Here is a 20,962-nt window from a genome sequence, read left to right on the forward strand (position 1 = left end):
CATGTACGAAGCTCATTTCGGACTGCAGGAAGCACCGTTTGCATTGACGCCCAACACCCGGTATTTCCTCCGGGCACGTAGCCACAGCGATGCGCTGGAGTTGCTGTTGGTGGCCTTGCGTGAACGGGAAGGCTTTATAAAGATCACCGGCGAGGTCGGTACCGGCAAAACCCTTTTGTGCCGGTTGTTGCTCAATGAACTGGAGCACGATGCCCATACGGCCTACATCCCCAACCCTCACCTGACACCGGAGACCCTCTACGAGGCTGTGGCCGAGGAACTGGGTGTGGACGTTGCGCGTTGCGCCAACACCCACCAGATACTGAAAGCCCTGAGCGAGCGCCTGATTGCGCTGGCCATGGATCAGCGGCAGGTGGTGCTGGTGATTGATGAAGCCCAGGCGATGCCCGAGGAAACCATCGAGGCCCTGCGTCTGTTGACTAACCTGGAAACCGAAAGTACCCGGCTGCTGCAAGTAGTGCTGTTCGGACAACCGGAACTGGACCAGATACTCCAGCAGGACAGCATGAGGCAGCTACGGCAACGGATTACCTTTCAGTACCGTCTGGCGCCATTGGATAAGGTGTCGGTGGCACAATACCTCAGGCACCGTCTATCCCAGGCCGGGTACAACGGCGGTGATCTGTTTGCGCCCTCTGCATTGCGTTTGATTTCCCGCTCATCCGGCGGCATCCCGCGGTTGGTCAATATTATCGCCCATAAGTCCCTGCTGTCGGCGTGGGGTCGAGGCGACCGGCAGGTGAGCCGCTGGCACGTGATGCAGGCTGTCAGGGACACTGACAGCGCCCGCGTGCCCAGCCTTCTGGTGAGGTGGCTATGAGTTTGCTCAATGATGCATTGAGAGCCGCCGAACAGAGCCAGGACCGGCCTGTGGCATCCGGGGTCTATGCTGGCGGTCAGTCGCCGGTCAGCAATCGCAGGCCCGTGTTTTTGATTGTGTTGGTAGTTGTGGCGATCGTTGTCGCAGGTCTTGGTGGCTACTGGCTGTTTTCGGTTGACTCCTCTTCTGCCCCCGCAGAACCGGCAGAAGCCGCAAAGCCCGTGTCGTCGCCAGCGATGGTTGAGCCGGAACCGGTACAAATACAGTCATCCACCCCGCAAACACTCGCATCACAAAACCAGGCGCCAGAGCCGTTGCCGCCGGAAACCACGGAACCCGGCATCACGGAACCCGACACAGCGGAACAAGTGCCGGCCCAGACCTCTCCCGTCTCGGTGGCGAAAAGGGAAGAGGTAGAACCGTCCTCAACAGAGACAGAAACTCAGGAAGCGGAACCCGAACAGACTGCCATTGCTGACGTGAAACAGGTGCGGGAAACGCCTGCTGCGACCGATCGGAGCGCTGCGAGGGAACTGGAAAAGTTGGTGGCGCAGGGCCGTATTACCGACGCAGAGCGTCGTCTTGCCGCCCTGATCCGGGAGCAGGGTGCTCCCCGCAGCCGCTATGTTGTTGCCAGGGCGTTGCTGGTTGATGGCAAGCAGGATCAGGCCCTTGGTTGGCTGCCCGCCGAGGTTACCGCACAAAACCCGGCGTTGCGTTTGCTCAGAGCGAGGGCCTTGCACGCCAATAATGATCTGGGTGCGGCCCTAAACACACTGACGTCGAGCATTCCGCCCGTGGGGGGGCATGCCGAATACCGCGTTACGCTGGCAACGTTGCTACAACAACAGGGTGATAGTGCAGAAGCCGCCCGGCACTGGGCGGCACTGATTGCCTGGGATGACAGTCAGGCTCCCTGGTGGGTGGGGCTGGCGATTGCCCTGGAAACGCAGGGCGAGCGGGCCGGAGCGGCCAGGGCCTACCGGCAGGCAGCCGAACTTCCGGGGTTGCCCCGGTCGTTGGCCGACTACGTAGAGCAACGCCTGCAGGCATTGCGGGCAGGATGATCCATGACTGAAGCAAAGAAAAAAATCCGCATAGGCGACCTGCTGGTCCAGAACGACGTTATCACTGAGCAACAGTTGATGACTGCCTTGCGTGAACAGAAAAATACCGGGCGCAAGCTGGGCCGTACCCTGATTGACCTGGGCTATGTGGAAGAGGACAACCTTCTCAACATCCTGTCGCGCCAACTGGATGTGCCATTCGTTCAGTTGCGCCACTTCCAGTTCAACAACGAGCTGGTCAAGAAACTGCCGGAAGCCATGGCTCGCCGTTTCCGCAGTATCGTATTGGCGGAACAGAGCGGTGAGCTGCTGGTAGGCATGGCTGACCCGCTCGACATCTTCGCCTACGACGAACTGGTGCGGGTGCTGAAACAGCCGATCAAGCAGGCCGTTGTGCGAGAAAGCGAACTACTGAATACCCTCGATCTGGTGTATCGCCGTACTGACGAAATTGCCTCGCTGGCGGAAGAACTGGAAGACGAGCTGGGTGACGACGCTTTTGACCTGGCGGACCTCAGCGCCGAGTCTGAAAGCGCGGAAGCACCTGTGGTAAAGCTTCTGCAGACGCTGTTTGAAGATGCCGTTCAAGCCCGCAGCTCCGATATTCACATTGAACCTGACGAGACCGTGGTACGTATTCGCCAACGGGTGGATGGCGTGCTGCAGGAACAGGTGATGAAGGAAAAGCGGGTCAACTCCGCTCTGGTGCTACGCCTTAAATTGATGGCTGGCCTGAACATTTCCGAGAAGCGGATTCCCCAGGATGGCCGCTTCAATATCCGCGTAAAGGGCCGCAGCATCGATGTGCGGGTTTCCACGATGCCGGTTCAGTACGGCGAGTCGGTGGTCATGCGTTTGCTGGACCAGAGCCAGGGCATGTTGAGCCTGGACGTCACCGGCATGCCGGAAACGCTGCTCGAAAACTTCCGCCGCATGATCAAGAAGCCCCACGGCATGATCCTGGTCACCGGACCGACCGGTAGCGGTAAGACCACAACCCTTTATGGGGCGCTAACCGAGCTTAACCGCCCGGAAGTCAAAATCATCACCGCAGAAGACCCGGTAGAGTACCGGCTGCCGCGCATTACCCAGGTACAGGTAAACCCGAAAATCGGACTGGAATTCGCCAGTGTACTGCGCGCCGCGCTGCGCCAGGACCCGGACGTGATTCTGGTGGGCGAGATGCGAGACCACGAAACCGCCGAGATTGGCCTGCGGGCGGCTATGACTGGCCACCTGGTGCTTTCGACGCTGCACACCAACGACTCCATCAGCAGCGCCATGCGACTGATCGATATGGGCGTGGAGCCATTCCTGGTGGCCAGTTCCCTGCTTGGTGTCGTTGCCCAGCGGCTGGTGCGCAAGGTCTGTGAGAACTGTCGCGAGGCCTACGAGCCCACCAGTCAGGAAAAAGTCTGGCTGAACCAGTTCGATCTTGATCCGCTGGACCTGGAGGCCGGATTTGTTCATGGCCGTGGCTGTTACCAGTGCAGCAATAGTGGTTACCGGGGGCGTCTGGGTGTGTACGAAATGCTGGAAATGAACGAGGGGATGCTGGACGCGCTGCGCCGCCAGGACATCGCCGGTTTCACCCGGGAAGCCCGCAGAAGCCACCTTTTCCGACCGCTTGGTCTGTGTGCGATGGACTTTGCCTTGCAGGGCATTACCACCCTGGAAGAGGTTGCCCGGGTGGCGGCTACGTCTGAGGGCGAAGTGTCCCTCGAAGACGTGCCGGTGCTCTCTCAATCCTCTGATAGCAGCGGCCCCGACAATCTTGCCTCCAATGAGGGAGGTGCCTGATGCAGTTTACGTATCGGGGTAAGGACAGCAGGGGAACCGTGCAACAGGGTGCTCTGGCTGCGCCGAGCCCCGAGGCGGCAGCGTCCGAACTTATGCGGCGGGGCATCACACCCCTGGCGATCCGCGAGCAGGCACAAAGCGATTCCATCGGCGATCGGCTGAATAATCTGCCGCTGTTCCGCAAGAAAATCACCCTGGACGAGTTGATTGTGTTCTGCCGTCAGATGCATGCGTTGACCAAGGCCGGCATCCCGTTGATACGAACCATGCGCGGCCTGGCGGATACGACGCGCTCGCCCGCGCTCAGCGAAGTGCTGGACGACGTAACGGATCGTCTTGAGGCCGGCTCCACGATGGCCACCGCCATGCAGTCGCACCCCAAGGTGTTTTCGGATCTGTTTATAGCCATGATCCACGTGGGCGAGAACACCGGGCAACTGGACGATGCCTTCAAGCGGCTGTCTGAGATCCTCGAACTGGAACGCGACACCAAAAGGCGGCTCAAGCAGGCCATGCGGTATCCCACCTTCGTGGTGATTGCCCTGTTTGCGGCTCTGATGGTGGTGAACTTCCTGGTGATTCCTAAGTTCTCGGCGGTATTCAACAAACTGGGCGCCGACCTGCCATTCCTGACCCAGGTACTTGTCGGCACCTCCAACTTCCTGTTGGGCTACTGGTACATCGTACTGTTCGGTATGGCCGCAACGGCGCTCTTGGTGAGGCAGTGGAAAAACACCGAGCAGGGACGCCTGACCTGGGACCGCTACAAACTGAGAATGCCCATTATAGGGCCGCTGCTGGAGCTGATCACCCTAAGCCGGTTTGCCCGTAACTTCGCCAGTATGCTGTCTGCGGGCATGCCCGTGACCCATGCCTTGACCGTGGTTGCAGACGCCACGGATAACGCCTGGATCTCCAGACACATCAAGGAAATGCGGGTAGGTATTGAACGCGGTGAAAGCCTCCTGCGGACAGCCCGGCAGAGCGATATGTTCACGCCGCTGATCCTGCAGATGATTGCGGTGGGAGAGGAAACCGGTTCGGTGGACGACATGCTGGTGAACGTGGCGGATTTTTACGATGAAGATGTGGACTACGGCCTCAAACGACTTGCGGAATCCATCGAACCGATACTGATTGTGGCCATGGGCATTCTGGTTCTCATTCTTGCACTGGGCGTGTTCCTGCCCATATGGGACCTGGGGGCGGCCGCCATGGGGCGTGGATGAATGACCAGTCAGAAGTATTCGGCGATGTCGGTGCTGACCAACGCACATCGGCTGAGATTTCTGGTTGCCCTGTGCATCCTTTTGACCCTTTGGTGGGTATTGCTGGGAGTCGTGGAACGCGAAGCCGGCAGGGCAGAACAGCAAGGTACACGGCTGATGCTTAACCAGATCAGGAGTGTATTGGTCGTAAAAGGAGCCGAGATTCGCCTGCAGGAAGGGGCCGACTTCAGAGCCTGGGTGGGCAGAAACCCTTTCGAGTGGTTCGGATCGGAACCGGCCTGGTATGACGGAATCTGTCATGACGGTCGGCCAGAGCCGGGCCGATGGTGTTTCAAGCGGTTACAAACCGGCGATAAAGGCTACAAAAAAGACACAGCAGGCGCGGAGGGACGGGTTATATTTCAACCACGCCAGCCGATATCCCTTGGGGACAGACAGGGAAGCGTCGACACACCCATGGCCTGGGTTGTGGCGGTAGAGTTCACGGACAGGAATGGCAACGGGCGCCTTGATGGACAGGATCTCCAGTCCGGACTGAGGTTACAGCCGGTGGAGACAAACGATCGTGCCGAACATTGATAACAAGCCTCAGGGAGGCCACGCGATGAGGATAATGACAATAAATGCCCGCCAGACAAAGGGGTTTACCCTGATTGAGCTGGTGGTGGTGATCTCCATACTCGCCATTCTTGCAGCCTTTGCGTTGCCAAGGTTCGCCGAACTGTCGGACGAGGCCCACCGGGCAAGCATCCAGGGCACCTCGGGCGCCTACGCCGCCGCTGTTGCACTGGTTCGTGCCCAATGGACCGCCAGTGGCGCCGCTGGTGCACAGACCGACCTTCCCGGCTTTGGCGAGGAAAACGTCGACGTGAGCGCCGATGGCTGGCCAACGGGCGTGAGTGGCAACACCGACCCGACGGCCATGAGTGCCACAGAGTGCCAAAACCTCTGGCTGGCCCTGATGCAGTCAAACGCGCCGACCGTCGCAACGTCGGGCGATACAACCGATTACACAGCAAGTTCAAGTGGGTCTGTGTGCACCTACGAGTACAACCTCGATGGTGGCACCGACAACATTCAATACGACGCCGACTCTGGCGAAGTGATTCGGGTTATCAATTAATCCTTTTATAGGCAGCAAAAGCAGGAGAAGACCATGAATATGATGAACCAGATGGCCGCAAGAAAAGAGAAAGGTTTCACCCTTATCGAACTGGTGATGGTGATTGTGATTCTCGGGATTTTGGCGGCGTTTGCGTTGCCGAGGTTTGCGGATTTTGGTGGTGATGCTCGTGCCGCTTCCATGCAGGGGCTTGCTGGTGCACTGAAGTCGGCCTCTGCAATCGCGCATGCCCGTCAGGCTGCAGACGGTGCGGCTCTGGGCACTAGCGTCAATCTTGATGGCCAAACAGTCGCAATGGTAAACGGGTATCCCACAGCGAATGCGGGTGGCATCGTTGCAGCCGCAGATGTGGACACGACAAACGATTATGCGATTGCAGGCGCTGGCGCTACTGGTGGCACAACCGCGACCTTTACTATTGTCGGGTACACTGGTGGTACCTGCCAAGTGACCTATCAAGCCGCGACCGCAGACACGGACAATACTGGTCCAATTACCGCTGCGCCGGCGGTGGCGGCTGATGTGACCGGCTGCTAAGAAATCCCGGGATAGTGCGAGTTTGGCAACGGTTAAGGTCGAGTCTGAGAAGACTGTATTGATACAGATGCAATATTCTCTGCGCCTAATCGTCGGTCTGTGAGCCCGGCCAGCTTAGCTAAATACCTACAGGGGGCACAAAATGAGAAAAGCCCTTAGAGCCTCGGGGTTCACCTTGGTTGAGCTGGTTATGGTCATCATCCTGATTAGCGTATTATCGGCGCTCGGGGCTGGTCTGTTTTCAGGTCGTTCTGCCTTTTCTCCCCTGCTGGTTACACAGCAACTTTCTTCCGCCACGCTGCTTGCACAGCAGGCAGCGTTGGCAGGAAACAGCTCTGACACACTGATCATCCGTCAGACTGACGATGAGTTCACCTTTACTACAGCTTCATCTCAGTTCTCTCTATCGCGCAATGGCTCAACACTAGCTTATAGCGTAGAGAACGCGCCATATACGAATGTTCCTGCTGGCGGCCTAACGGTGGAATTTGATGACTTTGGGCGAGTGGTATCGCCGATGGTGAGAGCGAATATCAATTTCCGCATCATTGGGGATAGCACGTTCAATCTTTGCCTCAGCTCGCTGGGTGCCGTTTATGGTGGGGCTTGCCGATGACTCTTCGAGACAGGTACGAGCGATTGCAGCAGGGTGCCACACTGGTGGAACTGGTGATCACTATTGTGGTTATCAGCATCGCCATTGCCGGCGTAGTGGGTGCATTCGCCCTTGTTTCAGGGCGTAGTGCCGATCCGCTGAGCCAGACCAGAGCGGTGGCTCTTGCCCAGATATACATGGATGAGATTATCAGTCGGCGGTTTGACGAAGACACGCCCGTTGGCGGTGTTCCCAGGAAGGCGGGCTGCATCATCGACACGGAAGAGGACAACCGCGAGGACTATGACGATGTTGACGACTACAATGCGATTTCCGGTGCAGCCCCGGAAAATGCCGAAGGCACGACGCTTGCAGCCGATTATGCGAATTTCCGGGTTTCTGTTGTCGTCACCTGTGCCGGTGATGAGATCGGCCTGGCGGGGGATGAGGCAAAGCGAATTGATCTGACGGTGACCGATCCCGGCAACAATAGCTACGTGTTTTCCGTTTACAGGGCGAATTATTGATGGCGGACCGCGGATACACGTTGATAGAGCTGATTATGGTGATCGTGCTGTTGAGCATTGTGGCTATCGTTTCCGTAAGGTTCGTAAGCCTGTCGACTCAGGGCGCACTGGATGTCAGTGGAAGACAGTTGCGGGCATTGCAGGCTGTAGTAATCAGCGAGCAATTAACTAGGGAGCTCCGTGAGGCTTTTCCGCTTTCGGTACGAACGACTGGCTCCTGTATCGAATGGTTACCGTTTGTGGCAGGCACTAGCTACCTCGGTAGGACACAGGGTCCGGGGTTTGATCAGATTGACATTGCCGCCTTTGCGCAACCTCCGTCGGGTGCCAATAACAGGGCGGTTATTTATGGTTACGGCACTAGCACTGGCGATCTTTACACTGGGTCAGATCCTGGGCCGGTGTCGTCAACCATCTCTAATATTGATAATACGGTGTTCCCTGCAACCATTACCCTCTCCTCCACTCATCGATTCAACACCAACTCACCTGCGCGACGTATTTTTGTGGTGGGCGATCCCGTAAGTATCTGTCAAAGTGGAAAATTTTTGCATCGGTACAGTGGTTACTCTCCAACATTTGCACAGTCAGGCCCTCCCTCAGGTACACCAGAGGTGCTGGCTGTCAGCGTGACCGGGACGGTGGATTTCCGGGTTATACCGGCCACATTTCAGCGGGCAGCCGTCGTTCAGTTTACCTTCGATCTTGAGAGTGCAGACGGTACCGAGGTCACCACGGTCAGCCAGGAGGTACAGATCCGTAATGTGCCCTAAACGATCCTGGAGCAGACAAAGTGGCGCGGGTTTGCCTGTTGCCCTGTTCGTTATCACGGTACTGGCTTTGATTGTGGTCAGCATGGCGCAGCAGCAGGAAATTACCGGCGTGGCTATTAGCCAGCAGATCCTGTCTCAGCGAGCGTTTTATGCCGCTGAAAGTGGCGCCCAGGCGGCGGTAACTGAAGCGCTCTACGGTGGCGGCGGTTGTGGATCGGTGCCCGGCTCACTGAGTTTTGCCCAGTCCGGGCTTAATAGTTGCTCCGCCAGTCTGAGCTGTTCCTCGGTGCAGGCGGACATCGAGGGAGGTCCAGCACTGGAAACGGTTTATACGCTGGTCAGCGTCGGCCAATGTGGGGCGGGCACAGAAGTCGCCTCTCGGACGGTGGAGGTCAGAGTTCGATGACTGTGTCTGGATTTTACACTCGCATCTTGTTTCTGCTGATATTGGTGTCCCTGCCCCTGCCCGTTCATGCATGGAAGATGGAGAGCGGAACGATTGATCTTCCTGCGACGAGCGGTCAGAACGGACTATTCAGCTTTTCGTTCAAACAGGTGTACTCAGCACCGCCGGTGGTCGTCGCTTTACCAACCAGCGATGGTTTCCACTCTTCAGCGTTACGTATTGACAACGTGACGACGACTGGCTTTCAGATGGCTCAGGTGGAGGAGTTCTCTTGGGACGGCCCTCACGCTTCCATGACCGTAAGTTACATAGCGGTTGAGCCGGGCAGCCACACTTTGCCAGATGGGACAGCGATTGAGGCAGGGTTGCTATCCAGCAGGCCACTTGTTGGTGACGACTATGTGCAGTTCAATGGCCGCGGTGCTACCAGTTGGGGCAGTCATAATTTCACCAGCGGGTTTGTCGGGCAGCCCGCAGTCATTGGGGCCATCCAAACCCTGAACAACGAGACCAACGCGGTGCCGGATGATGTTTCCAATCCCTGGCTGACGACCGTGTTCCAGAGCGTGAGTGCCGGGGGATTTGACTATGCCCTTGAGCGAAGTGAGGTCTATGATCGCCGCGCCGGGAATAGCTCAAATTATTTTTTCGATCCGTTGGACGAGGCGGAAACGGTTGGTTACATCGCCTTCGACAGCAAGAACAACGCTTCGTTTACCACCATAGGCAACGTCAATATTCTATTTGAAGCCAGAATCGATACCCAAGCGGTTCGTGGCTGGGATGATGGTTGCCGCAACCTCGATTTTACCAGCAGCTTCGGGAATACTCCTGTTGCATTGGCCAGCAAGGTTGGCCGCCGTGATGACGATGGAGGTTGGTTACGCCAGTGTTCGCTATCGGGCGATTCGCTGGGTCTCGTTATCGATCAGGATCAAGCTCAGGACAGCGAACGCAGCCACCAGGGAGACGACGTCAGCTTGATCGCGTTTTCCGACGCTTTTATTTTCGACTCCGAGATCAAGCCGCCGGAGCCGGAGCCACTAATGCTGGAATCACGTTCGGTGACAATTCCGGGAGGGCAGTCAACGACGGTCACCTTTGACCAGGTCTACCCCTCGCCACCGGCCGTGTTTGTTTTGAGCGACGACAACAACCCTGAACCTTCCTCAGTACGAGTAAGAAACATCACCGAGCAAGGCTTTGAGGTTTTTCCTGCGGAGCCGCCCTTGGCACCTGTGTATCCTCCCAGAGCCGACCAGCCCACAACGATTCACTACCTCGCTGTTACTTATGGCCAACACCGTTTCCCGGACGGCACGCGAATGGAAGTAGGGCAGTTGCCATTGCAAACAGACCCTCTCCTTAATGTGCTGGATCCTAATTGGACACGACTCAATTTTCTAACCTCCTTCAGTAGTACGCCCGCTGTTATCAGTCATCTCCAGACTGCAGCGAACGAACTCTATGCTCCAGCCGGTCGTTCGGATCCTTGGTTTACAGTTGCGCAGGACCAGTTGGGACCCACCGGTGTGGATATTGCTCTGGAGCGTGCAGAAGCCGTAGGCATCTCAATTTCCAGCCCGGAAATCGCCGCCTATCTGGCGGTAGAACAGGGCGTGATTAGCGATTTCGTGGATAACGATGGTCAGACAATTAGTGCTGAAGCCCAAGTCACAGCTGACCAGATACGCGGTACCGTCAGCTGTGACTCAGTGAGCTTCCTGCAGTTGTATCCTGGACCTCCGAGGGTGATTGGCTCTCAGGCGACACGCGATGGTGGCGACGGTGGCTGGCTTCGTCGCTGTTCAGTAAGTACCGCGAGTGTTGATCTTAAAATAGAAGAGGATTGGGCCATTGATCAGGATCTCAGTCACACCACCGAACGGGCGAGTTTTCTGGCCTTCTCTCAGGACTTCGCTGCGGACTTTTCACTTCGCGCCGTATACGCACTGGAAGGGCCGACTTGGGATGGTACGCCCGGTGAGGTCAAGGAACTGCGGGGCACTGGCCTCGACGGCCGCAGCGTTAGTGGTGCCAGATCTGAACCAGCGCAAGTATGCTACGGCGCAACGTTGTCGGGGGGGGCATTTGTGGACGTTCCTCACGACCCGGAGCTCTCTGTGAGTGATGAGTTCACCTTAATGGCGTGGATCAACACCGCAGCTTTGCCAACGGGGGGGGGTTATAAGACGATCGTGTCGAAGGATGAGAATTACGAGTTTCATCTCAACAGTAGTGGCGAACTGTATTGGTGGTGGACGGTTGATGGCGGTGGCTCGCGGTCGTTTACCTCCGGTTCTAGCCTGCCGTTAAATACCTGGGTTCACACTGCCATTATCTACTCGCGGCGCGACGGTGTGCAGCGCATGGTGATTGATGGAGTCGAACAGGCGCGTGCGACGTTTACCGGCGAGTCTTTGCAGTTGACGACTGATCCCTTTCAGATTGGTGCGGATCAGGGGTTCGCGGGACGAGAATTTGAAGGACAGATTGACGAGGTGCGGCTCTATGGCAGAGCTTTGTCTGACGCCGCGATCCTGCGTGAAGCAAATCGCACACGTCCATGTGCACAGGTATTGGACCATTTCCGGGTCACTGTCGCTGCGACGGCCAGTGTCTGTGCTCCGGTGGATGTACAGATTCAGGCAGAAGACGCTGGCGATAACTTGCTAACCGGTTATCAGGGAATGATCGGGCTCAGTACCAGCTCGGACCATGGAGACTGGCAAAGGGTGTCTGCTTCAGGGGCGCTCTTACCTTTGCCCGATACTGATGACGATGGCCAGGCGACGTATCAGTTTGATACAGCCGATAACGGAGCGATCACTCTGGGACTTGCAAACAGCAGGGCAGATCGTTTAACCATCCATGTCAGAGATACTTCTGGAGGTCAGTTTGGAGCCTCAGAGGTAGTGGAGTTCAGCGAAAACGCCTTGGTCATTTCGCTGACTGACAGTTTCGGGTCAGATCTGATTGCGGGGCGTCCTCATGAGTTGCAGGCAGAGGTTCTGCGACGTGATCCAATCAGTAACGAGTGTGGCAGGGTCGAGGCCTTCGATGGCCCAATTGATCTGAGAGCATGGCTCACCCGCCAATCGTCCGACCCGGGCTCAGCTGCTCCGGAACTAAGCGCCGGCGCTGGAAGCACAACGCTGCTCTCAGCTCGCCCCGCCGCAACGAACCTGACGTTTGATTTCAACCAGGGGCTGGCGGAGTTGCGGTTGGACGCCACAGATGTTGGCTATTACGCGCTTGAACTGGAGGATAGCGAAACAGGCCTGATTCTGGACGAAAATAACGCCCCACTGACGTTGGCGGGAACCAGTAGTGCGCTGACAGTAAGACCCTTCGGTCTGGCCGTGACAGTGCCCGGAAATCCAGCGGGGAATACCTCTGGGGGGGCAGCATTCCAGGCAGCAGGCCGGCCGTTTGATGTGCAGGTGCGAGCGGTTCGTTACGAGAACGCCGATGACGTCAATAACGATGGTCAGCCTGATGACCATAGTGACGGTGTGGCAACTAACAATGCCAACCTTGTAGATAACGCCACTGTGGATGGGTTCGATACTGCTGTGACAGTTGATGGGTACCTGGCGGCGGGGCCCGCAGGTGCCTCGGATCCAGGGTTGGCAGGGCTGAGCTCTCTCAGTGGTTTTTCGAATGGTTCGGTGACAGGATCGGCCAGTTACAATGAGGTGGGCGTCATCGAGGTTGCAGTGGATTTCAGCGGTGCCTACCTGGGCCGTACGATCACACTGGTGGGTGATTCGGGCCCGGTAGGACGTTTCTATCCCGAACAGTTTTCACTGGAAAACCAGATGGATGGCGTTCTGGAAAATTTATGCGGCGGTTTTAATTATACGGGCCAGGGCTTTGGCTACGATATCCCCCCCAATTTTTCGCTCGCTGCGCGGGCCTACGATGCCAACGGTACTGGCCCAATCACGCAGAATTATCGGGAGGGGTGGCAAAAGCTTTCGGTAACGGACTTCAGTCGCAATGATCCAGTGTCAGACCTGAGCCAAGTTGGTACACAGGGCACACTCTTGGAGGTAATGACTACAGCTGATATGCCAAGTCTGGTATCCAATGGCAACGGTACTATGATCTACGAGGCAGGGGCTGATGAGTTCGTTTACACCCGTGATGCCAACGCCCGGATTGCGCCTTTCAACGCAGAGTTGGAAATGGAGCTGACTGGAATTGTCGACAGTGATGGCGTTGCGATGCCGGCCTCCGAGTTGCCAGCGCTTCAATCGACCGGTACGTCGATACGCTACGGCAGACTCGTTCTGGAAAACGCCTATGGACCGGAAACCATGGATTTGAGAGTGCCGTTCGAAGTGCAGATCTGGAACGGGACCCGGTTTGAGCGCCACGCTGATGAAAACTGTTGGGTATACAGCACCGCAGATGCGGTGATTACCGATACGCCGCCTAACACCGTTGTGGATGGCGCAACGGGAATGCTGGCAGGAGGCGCTCCCCAATCAGGCTCAGAAATTGTGCTCTCAGCACCCGGTGAAGGCAATACAGGGAGCATTCGGGTGAGGTACCCGGTGCCGGGTTATTGGCAGGACGATTTCGACGGTAATGGCAGCAAGGAAGACCCTACCGCCATCGCGACATTCGGTGTCTACCGTGGCAACGATCGGGTTATTTACTGGGGAGAGCGTTAGCCTCGTTAGCTTCAGCGAGGTCGTTAGTCCTCCTCTCCCTCCGGATGATCCATCCCGAGCTCATTGATCTTCCGCGTCAGGGTATTCCGCCCCCAGCCAAGTAGGATGGAGGCATCACGCCGTCGCCCACCGGTGTGTTTCAATGCCGTCTCAATCATGATTCGTTCAAACTCCGGCACGGCGGTATCCAGAATGCCTTTGTGGCCGCGTTTGAGTTCCTGTTCCGACCAGTTGCGCAGGCCTTCCTGCCAGGTCTGTCCAGTTGCGGGAGCCTCTGCCTGCTGAACAAGCTCCGGGGGAAGGTCGTCGATGTGAACTTCGCGTCCACTGGCCATCACTGTCAGCCAGCGGCACGTATTCTCTAGCTGGCGGACATTGCCGGGCCAGGGCAGGGTGGTGAGGTATTCCTCGGCTTCCGGGCGCAGTATTTTGGTTTCCACTGCCAGTTCCCGGGCTGCACTCTTGAGGAAATGTTCCATCAGCCGCGGGATGTCCTCCCGGCGTTCCGCCAGTTTTGGCAGGTGCACCCGGATGACATTCAGGCGATGGAACAGATCTTCCCTGAAGGTGCCCGCCTGTACGAGCTTTTCCAGATCCTGGTGCGTGGCGGCGATGATGCGGACGTCCACCTTGATGGGCGTGGTGCCGCCCACCCGATAGAACTCACCATCGGCCAGTACCCGCAATAGCCGTGTCTGGGTGTCGGCGGGCATATCACCGATCTCGTCCAGGAACAGGGTGCCGCCGTTGGATTGCTCGAAGCGGCCCTGTCTTGCGGCGGCCGCGCCGGTGAAGGCGCCTTTCTCATGGCCAAACAGCTCAGACTCAATCAGGTCCTTTGGAATCGCGGCCATGTTTAGCGCGATAAAAGGGTGGCTGGCCCGGGGGCTATGGTTGTGAAGGGCCTGGGCGACCAGTTCCTTACCGGTACCACTTTCACCATTGATCAGGACGGTAATGTTGGAGTGGGACAGCCGGCCGATGGCCCTGAACACCTCCTGCATCGCGGGTGCTTCACCGATGATTTCGGCATTCCGCTGGGCACTTTCCGCTTGCGGTTCCGAGGTGGCCCTGCGCTCGTGGCTGTGAGCCACGGCCCGCTTCGCCAGCGCAACGGCGTCGTCCACATCAAACGGTTTTGGAAGATATTCGAAGGCGCCGGTCTGGTAACTGGTTACAGCGCTTTCCAGGTCGGAATGCGCGGTCATGATGATCACCGGCAGGTCCGGGTGCGCGTCGACGATCTGGGAGAGCAGGGTAATGCCGTCGACGCCGGGCATGCGGATGTCGCTGATGATGGCGTCAGGCTGTTCGTGTTCCAGCCTCATCATGATGCTTTCGCCACTTTCAAATACCCGGGGCTGCATACCGGCCTGGTTCAGGGCGCGCTCCAGCACCCAGCGTATACTGCGATCATCGTCAATTATCCAGACGTTTGCCGGTTGGCTCATTGGTTTTCCTCCAGGGGCAGGAAGATGATGAAGTCGGTTTTTCCGGGCTCGCTCTCACATTCAACAAGCCCGTGATGTTGTCCGATGATGCTTTGGGTGATGGACAGGCCGAGGCCCGTGCCGCTGGCTCGCCCACTGATCATCGGGTAGAAAACGTTCTGCAGCAGGTCCGGTGGTATGCCCGGGCCGTTGTCGATCACATCCACGCGGCACACCAGGCGATGGCGTTTGTGGCCGATGGTGAACTGTCGCAACGCGCGTGTGCGAAAGGTGATGGTCGGCTGTTCGTCGCCGGTTATCTCTGCCAGGTTCTCGAACGCGGCTTCCATGGCGTTACGCGCAATGTTGAGAAAAGCCTGGATCAGCTGTTCCTTGTCGCCCTGGAATTCCGGCAGGCTGGGATCGTAATCCCTCCGGAAGTTCAGCCGGCCGCGGCTCTCGGCTTCCAGAAGGGTTTTAACGCGCTCCAGAACCTCATGAATATTGGTGGGCGCCAGTTTTGGCGCCTTGTTCGGGCCGAGCATGCGATCCACCAGGGTTCGCAGCCGGTCCGCTTCTGCAATGATTACCTGGGTGTATTCTTTCTGGTCTTCGTTGTGCAGTTCGCGGTCCAGCAACTGGGCGGCCCCGCGAATACCACCAAGAGGGTTTTTGATTTCATGGGCCATGCCCCGGACCAGTATCCGGGTGGTTTCCTGCTGGGAGATAATGTCCTCTTCCCGGCTGATCCGTAGCAAGCGGTCTCTGGGCTGGATTTCGATCAACAGTTCCGTTGGCTCAAGGCTTATGGGGGATACCGAATAATCAACCGTCAGACGCAGCCCGCTTGCCAGTATGAATTCCGCTTCGCGTCTGGTGTACGACTGGCCGTTCTCGGCCGCCGCATGCAGTGTTTTCAGGGCGTCCTCAGAGTCGATCAGGATGTCGTTGATCGGGGCGTCCTTACTTCTGGTTACGCTGGTTTCAAACAGGCTTTCGGCTGCCGGATTCAGGTACTGGATTCGCAATCCGTCACGCAGCACCAGTACGGCTGTGGTCAGGCTGTCCAGTATGCTTTTGTATCCGGCCGGTATTGCCATTCGTTTGTCCCTTTTGATAGGCCTTGCGGGTTGCTAAGGTGGTTTTGCAAAAAGCGAACCACATTGGCTGTTAGGAGGATGAACGTGGGCATTATACGGGCATGCGGGGTCGCAGGCCTGTGAACACGCTGTGGTGTAGTGCAGAAGTATAATTGCGCACAGCCTGCCCCCGGATATCCGCCCTGGGAATGATCAGAGTATGGCTTTTTTATGGTGCGGTCGCACTAAAACAGGGCAAGCAAGAGTGGCGTGATCGTTCGCTAACCGCTACAGGTTTGCGTTTGTGTAGCGCCCCGGCCTGAGACGGTCGGAGCGCCGGAATGGTGCATCAGTTGTTGACGCTGGGCCGGTGAATGGTGAACGTAATGGTTTCGCCGCTCTTGACGGTAACTCCGTTGCTGTCGACGATATTGACGCCGGCATCGTGGGTGCCGCGAAACACATTACGCACCATAACGCTTCCGGAAGCGCTCTGGCCCACTGGTTGACCGTCGAGAGTGACTTCGTACTTGTGGCTGCCCCGAAGACCGGGTGAACTGGTCACGCGAAATTCCACATCGCCGCTGCCACTGTGAAAGGCCTGATCGTCGCCCGGCGCAAGAAAACGGACGCTATCGTAGACGGCCCCTTCCTGCTGCACTTTTTCACGCAACCGCTCGGGTTCTCTAACCGCTTCGAGTTTGGGCAGGGTGACCGTGGTGACAGGCTTGACCTTGATCTCCTCAGCAGGCGAGCCTTCCGAGGGTTCGTCGGTATAGGTAACGTTCCCTTGAGCATCCACCTGACGATAGACCTCCGCGGAAACCGGAAATGCCGCAAGGGCAACAATGCCCGTGAGTAGTGCGAGCCGTACGTTCATAGAGACAACCTGTTTGATTGTTTTACCCGATTATCAGTGCCCGTCCTGAGTATTTCAACGCCATTACCCAGCAGCTTGGTTACATTCCGTTAAGGCTGGTCGAAATGTGCGACCGTACACAAAAAAAGCCCCGCGCAAGGCGGGGCTTCTCTGACTACTACTTGGGCTGCTTGTATTTACGAGCAGCTTAGCAGGAGTAGTACAACTCAAACTCGACCGGATGTGTGGTCATGTTGAGTTTTTCAACTTCGCCACGCTTAAGGTCGATGTAACCGCCAATCATGTCCTCAGTAAAGACGCCGCCACGAGTCAGGAACTCATGATCCGCTTCCAGGCTGTCCAGAGCTTCCTGGAAAGTTTCGGCAACGGTCGGGATATTCAGGGCTTCTTCCTTTGGCAGGTCGTACAGATCCTTGTCCATGGCATCGCCAGGATGGATCTTGTTCTGAATGCCGTCCAGGCCAGCCATCATAAGGGCTGCGAAGGCCAGGTACGGGTTGGCAGAAGCGTCCGGGAAGCGTACTTCGATACGACGGCCTTTCGGGCTGTTGACGTAAGGAATGCGTATTGATGCAGAGCGGTTACGGGCCGAGTAGGCCAGCATGACCGGAGCTTCAAAACCCGGAACCAGGCGCTTGTAGCTGTTGGTGGAGGCATTGGTGAAGGCATTGATGGCCTTGGAATGCTTGATAACACCGCCTATATAATACAGCGCCATTTCGCTGAGGCCGGCATAGCCGTCACCTGCAAACAGGTTTTTGCCATCCTTGTTCAGGGACATGTGTACGTGCATGCCGGAACCGTTGTCACCAACCACTGGCTTGGGCATGAAGGTGGCCGTCTTACCGTACGCGTGAGCGACGTTGTGTACGCAGTACTTCAGGATCTGTACTTCGTCAGCCTTGCGAGTCAGGGTGTTGGCGCCAACGCCGATTTCACACTGGCCAGCAGTACCCACTTCGTGGTGGTGGACTTCAATTTCCAGGCCCATGGATTCCATGGCAGCACACATCGCGCCACGCAGGTCATGCAGGCTGTCTACCGGCGGGACCGGGAAATAGCCGCCTTTAACGCCAGGACGGTGACCAATATTATTGCGATCGAAATCTTCGCCGGAAACCCAGGCTGCTTCTTCGGAGTACAGTTCGTACATTGAGCCCTGCATGTCGACTTTCCACTTGGCGGAGTCGAACACGAAGAACTCTGGCTCTGGGCCGAACAGAGCGCCATCAGCAATGCCGGTTGACTTCAGGTATTCTTCGGCACGCTTGGCAACCGAGCGTGGGTCACGCTCGTACCCTTGCATGGTGGATGGCTCCACAATGTCACAGGTGATGTTAACGGTCGTTTCTTCCGTGAAAGGATCAAGGACAGACGTTTCGTCGACCGGCATCAGAATCATGTCGGATTCGTTGATCCCCTTCCAGCCAGAGATGGAGGACCCGTCAAACATTTTGCCGTCGGCGAAGAACTCTTCGTCTACCTCGGTTGCGGGCAGGGTCACGTGCTGCTCTTTACCGCGGCTGTCAGTGAATCGCATGTCGACCCATTTGACTTCGTGTTCCTTGATCAGATCAATCGTCTTGGACATTGTGCAAGCTCCGTCAGTTATCCCGCAGTGCGGGCGATTTCTGTGTGCGTTGTTGCCGGATCGTTCAGCGGTGCTGACCCCCGATCTTTCTTTCAGGTTGGGAAGCTTATCAAAAGCTGTTCCGACTTACCTGCAAATTCGGCTACTGAGGATAAAGCAATAGCCTTGCCAGTTTTTTGAGCATGCTCCACAAGAGCGCAATTGGAGAGTTTTCGGGCTGTTTTGGAGCGATCGCCTTAATAGCGGGAGTCAAATCGCCCTCTTGTGGTGCATTAAAATGGTGCGTTCATCGGCATAATGCGTCAAAATGGTGCGTGTGCGAAGGTGGCCCGATAGTCACTTTTCTTCATATAAACGCAAGTGAGTTTGCTATATACTGCGCGCCACTTCATTTTCGCCCCGGATGCTCAGTGTAACCGCTGAGTTTCATCAGGGTGCACCCGGGCTGCCCAGCCTGGCAAATGAAATTCATTTTACGGATTTGAGACGGCATGTAAGGGGCTTTGCGCTTACTGAAGACCTCTCAGGTCATTCAGTGCATGCTGCAGGATTATAGTTGTGATTGATAAACTTCGTAATATCGCCATCATCGCCCACGTTGACCATGGCAAGACCACGCTGGTTGACCAGCTTCTTCGTCAGTCCGGCACGCTGGACCGTAAAGAGCTCGAAAACGAGCGTGTCATGGACTCCAATGACCAGGAAAAAGAACGTGGTATTACCATTCTGGCCAAGAATACGGCGCTGAAATGGCATGACTACGACATCAATATCGTGGACACCCCGGGTCACGCCGATTTCGGGGGTGAAGTCGAGCGTGTCATGAGCATGGTCGATTGTGTGTTGCTGGTGGTTGACTCCATTGACGGCCCTATGCCGCAAACCCGTTTCGTCACCCAGAAAGCATTCGACGCGGGTTTGCATCCGATCGTTGTGGTGAACAAGATTGACCGCCCCGGGGCTCGCCCGGATTGGGTGGTGGATCAGGTGTTTGACTTGTTCGACAACCTTGGTGCCAGCGATGAGCAACTGGACTTTCCGATTGTCTATGCCAGTGCCCTGAACGGCATTGCCGGAATGGATCATGAGAAGCTGGACGACAACATGGACGCGGTTTTTCAGGCCATCGTTGATCACGTGCCTGCGCCCAACGTTGACCGGGACGGTCCGTTCCAGATGCAAATTTCCCAGTTGGACTACAATAGCTTCCTGGGCGTCATTGGCATTGGCCGCATTATGCGCGGCAAGGTTAAAACCAATTCTCCGGTGACGGCGATTGGTGCCAACGGCAAAAAGCGCCAGGGCCGCATTCTCAAGATCATGGGCCACTCGGGGCTGCAGCGGGTTGAAGTCGACGAAGCGCAGGCCGGCGACATTATCTGTGTCAGCGGCATGGATGAGCTGTACATCTCTGACACCTTATGCGATCAGTCCGCTGTTGAAGCTCTGCCGCCGCTAACGGTCGACGAGCCAACGGTTTCCATGACTTTTCAGGTCAACGATTCACCGTTCTGTGGCAAGGAAGGCAAGTTTGTCACCAGCCGCAACATCAAAGAGCGGTTGGAAAAAGAGCTGCTGCACAATGTTGCTCTGCGAGTTGAGGAAGGTGAGTCTGCAGATAAGTTCAAGGTATCGGGTCGTGGCGAGCTGCACCTGTCGGTGCTGATCGAGAATATGCGCCGGGAGAATTTTGAGCTTGCAGTAGGGCGCCCGGAAGTGGTTATCCGTGAGATCGGCGGTGTCAAGCAGGAGCCGTATGAGAACGTCATCATCGATATCGAAGAGCAGCACCAGGGCGCGCTGATGGATCAGATGGGGCTCCGCAAGGGTGAGATGACCAACATGGTGCCGGATGGAAAGGGCCGTATGCGCCTTGAGTATACGATTCCGGCGCGAGGGCTGATCGGTTTCCGTAACGCCTTCCTGACCATGACATCCGGCTCGGGTATCCTGACCTCAACCTTCAGCCATTACGGTCCTATCAAGAGCGGTGATGTCACCAGTCGTCAAAACGGTGTGCTGGTGTCAATGGCGACGGGTGCTGCGTTGACTTACTCGCTGGAAACACTGCAGAGCCGGGGCAAGCTGTTCCTGGATCCTGGCCAGGAAATCTATGAAGGCCAGTTATGTGGTATTCACAGCCGTGACAACGATCTGGTGATTAACCCCACCAAGGGGAAGAAGCTGGACAACATGCGCGCGTCTGGCAAGGATGAGGTTATCGGCCTGGTGCCGCCGATCAAGCATACCCTCGAGCAGGCTCTGGAGTTTATCGATGAAGACGAGTTGGTGGAAGTGACGCCCAAGTCGATCCGGCTGCGCAAGAAGCTTCTGACCGAGAACGAGCGTAAGCGCGCCCATAAGAAGTAATCTTCAGTGCTCGATATAGAGGGGGCGGTGCC

The 20,962-nt window shown here is 56.8% G+C and carries 17 protein-coding genes; 13 read left to right on the forward strand and 4 right to left on the reverse strand.

Going from position 1 to position 20,962, the window contains the following annotated elements:
* Position 1: 1 nt before the first annotated feature.
* The 12 genes from AC13D2_RS03450 (at position 2) to AC13D2_RS03505 (ending at position 13,580) form a co-directional block, all read left to right on the forward strand.
* On the forward strand, positions 2-841 hold the full coding sequence (locus AC13D2_RS03450) for an ExeA family protein (protein ID WP_300498766.1): 840 nt from the start codon (positions 2-4) through the stop codon (positions 839-841).
* Positions 838-1,908, forward strand: coding sequence for a tetratricopeptide repeat protein (locus AC13D2_RS03455; protein ID WP_482938228.1), 1,071 nt, complete (start codon positions 838-840; stop codon positions 1,906-1,908). Before AC13D2_RS03450 ends, AC13D2_RS03455 begins: the two co-directional genes overlap by 4 nt.
* 3 nt (positions 1,909-1,911) lie before the next feature.
* Positions 1,912-3,708 carry a GspE/PulE family protein gene (locus AC13D2_RS03460; RefSeq protein WP_292046387.1) on the forward strand — a complete coding sequence of 599 codons (1,797 nt, stop codon included), beginning with the start codon at positions 1,912-1,914 and terminating at the stop codon, positions 3,706-3,708.
* The gene (locus AC13D2_RS03465) at positions 3,708-4,937 is read left to right on the forward strand and encodes a type II secretion system F family protein (RefSeq protein ID WP_300498772.1); all 1,230 of its coding nucleotides are present in this window, start codon (positions 3,708-3,710) and stop codon (positions 4,935-4,937) included. Before AC13D2_RS03460 ends, AC13D2_RS03465 begins: the two co-directional genes overlap by 1 nt.
* Positions 4,938-5,516: a hypothetical protein gene (locus AC13D2_RS03470; RefSeq protein ID WP_292046389.1), complete on the forward strand. Its 579-nt coding sequence runs from the start codon at positions 4,938-4,940 to the stop codon at positions 5,514-5,516.
* Between the two features lie 25 nt (positions 5,517-5,541).
* Positions 5,542-6,060 carry a prepilin-type N-terminal cleavage/methylation domain-containing protein gene (locus tag AC13D2_RS03475; RefSeq protein ID WP_292046390.1) on the forward strand — a complete coding sequence of 173 codons (519 nt, stop codon included), beginning with the start codon at positions 5,542-5,544 and terminating at the stop codon, positions 6,058-6,060.
* Between the two features lie 33 nt (positions 6,061-6,093).
* Complete coding sequence (locus AC13D2_RS03480; protein WP_300498775.1) at positions 6,094-6,597, forward strand: type II secretion system protein; 504 nt, start codon at positions 6,094-6,096, stop codon at positions 6,595-6,597.
* Positions 6,598-6,739: 142 nt separating this feature from the next.
* Complete coding sequence (locus AC13D2_RS03485) at positions 6,740-7,213, forward strand: pilus assembly FimT family protein (RefSeq protein ID WP_300498777.1); 474 nt, start codon at positions 6,740-6,742, stop codon at positions 7,211-7,213.
* On the forward strand, positions 7,210-7,719 hold the full coding sequence (locus AC13D2_RS03490; protein ID WP_300498779.1) for a type II secretion system protein: 510 nt from the start codon (positions 7,210-7,212) through the stop codon (positions 7,717-7,719). Before AC13D2_RS03485 ends, AC13D2_RS03490 begins: the two co-directional genes overlap by 4 nt.
* Positions 7,719-8,492, forward strand: coding sequence for a PulJ/GspJ family protein (locus tag AC13D2_RS03495; protein ID WP_300498781.1), 774 nt, complete (start codon positions 7,719-7,721; stop codon positions 8,490-8,492). Before AC13D2_RS03490 ends, AC13D2_RS03495 begins: the two co-directional genes overlap by 1 nt.
* Positions 8,482-8,898 carry a hypothetical protein gene (locus AC13D2_RS03500; RefSeq protein ID WP_300498783.1) on the forward strand — a complete coding sequence of 139 codons (417 nt, stop codon included), beginning with the start codon at positions 8,482-8,484 and terminating at the stop codon, positions 8,896-8,898. The genes AC13D2_RS03495 and AC13D2_RS03500 overlap by 11 nt, the downstream gene beginning before the upstream one ends.
* On the forward strand, positions 8,895-13,580 hold the full coding sequence (locus AC13D2_RS03505; RefSeq protein ID WP_482938229.1) for a DUF6701 domain-containing protein: 4,686 nt from the start codon (positions 8,895-8,897) through the stop codon (positions 13,578-13,580). Before AC13D2_RS03500 ends, AC13D2_RS03505 begins: the two co-directional genes overlap by 4 nt.
* 23 nt (positions 13,581-13,603) lie before the next feature.
* On the opposite strand, the gene ntrC is transcribed toward AC13D2_RS03505, so the two are convergent.
* The 4 genes from ntrC to glnA form a co-directional block, all read right to left on the reverse strand.
* The gene (gene ntrC / locus AC13D2_RS03510) at positions 13,604-15,031 is read right to left on the reverse strand and encodes a nitrogen regulation protein NR(I) (protein ID WP_292046403.1); all 1,428 of its coding nucleotides are present in this window, start codon (positions 15,029-15,031) and stop codon (positions 13,604-13,606) included.
* Complete coding sequence (gene glnL, locus AC13D2_RS03515; RefSeq protein ID WP_292046405.1) at positions 15,028-16,110, reverse strand: nitrogen regulation protein NR(II); 1,083 nt, start codon at positions 16,108-16,110, stop codon at positions 15,028-15,030. Before glnL ends, ntrC begins: the two co-directional genes overlap by 4 nt.
* 328 nt (positions 16,111-16,438) lie before the next feature.
* On the reverse strand, positions 16,439-16,969 hold the full coding sequence (locus tag AC13D2_RS03520) for a DUF4124 domain-containing protein (RefSeq protein ID WP_292046407.1): 531 nt from the start codon (positions 16,967-16,969) through the stop codon (positions 16,439-16,441).
* Between the two features lie 187 nt (positions 16,970-17,156).
* Positions 17,157-18,560: a glutamate--ammonia ligase gene (gene glnA / locus AC13D2_RS03525; protein WP_300499871.1), complete on the reverse strand. Its 1,404-nt coding sequence runs from the start codon at positions 18,558-18,560 to the stop codon at positions 17,157-17,159.
* 558 nt (positions 18,561-19,118) lie between these two features.
* Here glnA and typA point away from each other — a divergent pair.
* Positions 19,119-20,930, forward strand: a complete 1,812-nt coding sequence (gene typA, locus AC13D2_RS03530) for a translational GTPase TypA (RefSeq protein ID WP_482938230.1) — start codon at positions 19,119-19,121, stop codon at positions 20,928-20,930.
* Positions 20,931-20,962 lie beyond the last annotated feature (32 nt).

The organism is Marinobacter sp. B-12, assembly GCF_056857915.1.

Excerpts from the sequence above, each read along its gene's own strand:
- AC13D2_RS03450 (WP_300498766.1), top strand. The coding sequence starts at position 2 with ATGTACGAAGCTCATTTCGGACTGCAGGAAGCACCGTTTGCATTGACG.
- AC13D2_RS03455 (WP_482938228.1), top strand. The coding sequence starts at position 838 with ATGAGTTTGCTCAATGATGCATTGAGAGCCGCCGAACAGAGCCAGGAC.
- AC13D2_RS03460 (WP_292046387.1), top strand. The coding sequence starts at position 1,912 with ATGACTGAAGCAAAGAAAAAAATCCGCATAGGCGACCTGCTGGTCCAG.
- AC13D2_RS03465 (WP_300498772.1), top strand. The coding sequence starts at position 3,708 with ATGCAGTTTACGTATCGGGGTAAGGACAGCAGGGGAACCGTGCAACAG.
- AC13D2_RS03470 (WP_292046389.1), top strand. The coding sequence starts at position 4,938 with ATGACCAGTCAGAAGTATTCGGCGATGTCGGTGCTGACCAACGCACAT.
- AC13D2_RS03475 (WP_292046390.1), top strand. The coding sequence starts at position 5,542 with ATGAGGATAATGACAATAAATGCCCGCCAGACAAAGGGGTTTACCCTG.
- AC13D2_RS03480 (WP_300498775.1), top strand. The coding sequence starts at position 6,094 with ATGAATATGATGAACCAGATGGCCGCAAGAAAAGAGAAAGGTTTCACC.
- AC13D2_RS03485 (WP_300498777.1), top strand. The coding sequence starts at position 6,740 with ATGAGAAAAGCCCTTAGAGCCTCGGGGTTCACCTTGGTTGAGCTGGTT.
- AC13D2_RS03490 (WP_300498779.1), top strand. The coding sequence starts at position 7,210 with ATGACTCTTCGAGACAGGTACGAGCGATTGCAGCAGGGTGCCACACTG.
- AC13D2_RS03495 (WP_300498781.1), top strand. The coding sequence starts at position 7,719 with ATGGCGGACCGCGGATACACGTTGATAGAGCTGATTATGGTGATCGTG.
- AC13D2_RS03500 (WP_300498783.1), top strand. The coding sequence starts at position 8,482 with ATGTGCCCTAAACGATCCTGGAGCAGACAAAGTGGCGCGGGTTTGCCT.
- AC13D2_RS03505 (WP_482938229.1), top strand. The coding sequence starts at position 8,895 with ATGACTGTGTCTGGATTTTACACTCGCATCTTGTTTCTGCTGATATTG.
- ntrC (WP_292046403.1), bottom strand. The coding sequence starts at position 15,031 with ATGAGCCAACCGGCAAACGTCTGGATAATTGACGATGATCGCAGTATA.
- glnL (WP_292046405.1), bottom strand. The coding sequence starts at position 16,110 with ATGGCAATACCGGCCGGATACAAAAGCATACTGGACAGCCTGACCACA.
- AC13D2_RS03520 (WP_292046407.1), bottom strand. The coding sequence starts at position 16,969 with ATGAACGTACGGCTCGCACTACTCACGGGCATTGTTGCCCTTGCGGCA.
- glnA (WP_300499871.1), bottom strand. The coding sequence starts at position 18,560 with ATGTCCAAGACGATTGATCTGATCAAGGAACACGAAGTCAAATGGGTC.